Source organism: Streptomyces sp. SID11385 (assembly GCF_010548245.1).
Taxonomy (GTDB): domain Bacteria; phylum Actinomycetota; class Actinomycetes; order Streptomycetales; family Streptomycetaceae; genus Streptomyces.
The window spans coordinates 1-2,106 of sequence record NZ_JAAGLR010000673.1 but is presented as its reverse complement, the minus strand read 5'-3'; the positions used below and the strand labels follow the sequence as shown (position 1 = coordinate 2,106).

The window sequence follows — 2,106 nt, the reverse complement described above, 5'->3', positions numbered from 1 at the left end:
CCCCGGCGCCCGCGTGCGCCGCGCCGCCGCCGCGGCGCTCGAACTCGCCGCCTTCGACGGCACCCCGCTCACCGCCGCGCACCTGCGCCGCGCCGCCCGCCACCACACCTCCTCGGGGCTGGAGCAGCACGCGCGGCGCATCGTCCCCGACGTCGGCTGGGACGACCTCGTCCTGCCCCCGGACCCGCTCTCCCACCTGCGCGAACTCGCCCTGCGCTGCCGTCACCGCGAGCAGGTGCTGGGGGACTGGCGGCTCAGCGCTGGGGGCGGCAGGGGGCGCGGCGTGCTCGCGCTCTTCGCGGGCGAGTCGGGGACGGGCAAGACGCTCTCGGCCGAGGTCCTCGCCCACGAACTCGGGCTCGACCTCTACGTCGTCCAGCTCTCCTCCGTCGTCGACAAGTACGTGGGCGAGACGGAGAAGAACCTGGAGCGGATCTTCGGCGAGGCCGACCGCACCGACGCCGTACTCCTCTTCGACGAGGCCGACGCCGTCTTCGGCAAGCGCTCCGAGGTCAAGAGCAGCCACGACAAGTACGCCAACATGGAGAGCGCCTACCTGCTGCAACGCCTCGAAGCCTTCGACGGCATCGCGGTCCTCACCACCAACCTCCGCGCCAACATCGACGACGCCTTCACGCGCCGCCTCGACCTCATCGTGGACTTCCCCTTCCCGGACGAGGAGCAGCGTCGCGCGCTGTGGCGGCACAGCCTCACGCACGTCCCGCACGCCCCGGACCTCGATCCCGGCGAGTGCGCGCGGGACTTCGAGCTCGCGGGCGGCGCGATCCGCAGCGCGGTCGTGACCGCCGCCTACGCCGCCGCCGCGCGCGGCGGCGAGGTGACGGCGGCGGACCTGCGGACCGGAGCGGTGCGCGAGTACCGCAAGGCGGGGCGGATCGTGATGGAGGACGTGGGGTGGTGAGGGCGGCGGCTGCGCCGTGACGGGCGCGCCGCCCCCCTCGCCCCTCAGCTGCCGCTGGGAATCAGCGCGAACCCGTTGAGCGGATGGCCCTTCTCCTGGCTCCCCACGAAGAGATTCTCGGGACGCGGCTTGTCCAGGGCGCCGGACGTGTCGAGCTTGTCCTTGCCGACGAGGCTGTAGCCGAAGTTGTACAGCTCGCCCTTCCCGATGGAGATCCTGAACCCCGCGAGGGCGCGCGGGTCCGGCGAACCGTCCTCGACGTGGTCGCCGATGTAGATGTTCGCGCTGTCCGGCACCACCGGCTCGGCCGGGAGCCACTCCGGGTCGCCGGACGTCTCGACGAGCGCGGCGGCGCCGAGGCCGCTCAAACCGTACGAGGCGAAGTTGAGCGCGGTGAACGGTGCCCCGAAGGTCTTCCCGTCGGCATTGATCCCGGCCCACGAGGAGTCGCAGTTCGGCTTGGACCAGTGGCCCCTGCCGGTCCTGGCCCGCATGCAGATGTGCGTCTTGCTCGGCTCCTTGGCGGAGAGCGTGCGCACCGCGTCCGCCGCTGTCTCCTGCTTGGGCTTCTTCGGCGCCGTGGACTCCTTGGGTTTCGCGTCCCCGCCCCCGCCGCCGCCGTCGTTCTGCGACTGCGAGGGCTGGGGTTGCGCGGCCGGGGATTCGGCGGGTGCGGAGGGCTGGGCGGGCAAAGAGGGCTGTGCGGAGGGGCTGGGGGCCAGCGAGGAGCCCACCTGTTCCATCTGCTCCTCGGCGCGGGTGGAGACGGCGGGCTTGTGGGAGAACCAGAACATGACGAAGGCGAGGGCGAGGGCGAGGAGGATGCCGAGGAGGGTGGCGAGCCAGCGGGGCAGGAAGCCGCGCTGGACGTACGTACCGTCCACGGCCTCCGGGGCGACGCCCGCGCGCTGGACGGCGACTTTGAAGGGGTGCTGTTCCTTCGAGCCGAACCAGATGATGCGCTTCGGCCGCAGGGTGAGATCGATGAACTGGGCTCGTCCCGGCTCGATCTGGGCGTTGCTCGGGCGTATCTCGTAGGAGAGCTGGTCGCCGTTGTCCTCGCCGCTCATCGACGTGGTGAGCTTGGTGTTGCCGAGGTTGTCGACCGCGAGCCGCGGCCGGCCGCGCAGTCGTCCCGCGATCGTCGTGGGCACCAGCTCCGCGCGCATCTCGGTGAACGGCAG

At 71.9% G+C, this 2,106-nt stretch carries 2 protein-coding genes; one reads left to right on the top strand and one right to left on the bottom strand.

Annotated features, from left to right (window positions below):
* Positions 1–922 (top strand): ATP-binding protein (locus G3I42_RS20495; protein WP_164287983.1); only part of this gene is annotated, 922 nt, incomplete at its 5' end.
* A 44-nt stretch (positions 923–966) separates the two neighbouring features.
* Here the strand turns inward: G3I42_RS20495 and G3I42_RS20490 are convergent.
* Positions 967–2,106 (bottom strand): hydrolase (locus tag G3I42_RS20490; RefSeq protein ID WP_164287981.1); only part of this gene is annotated, 1,140 nt, incomplete at its 5' end.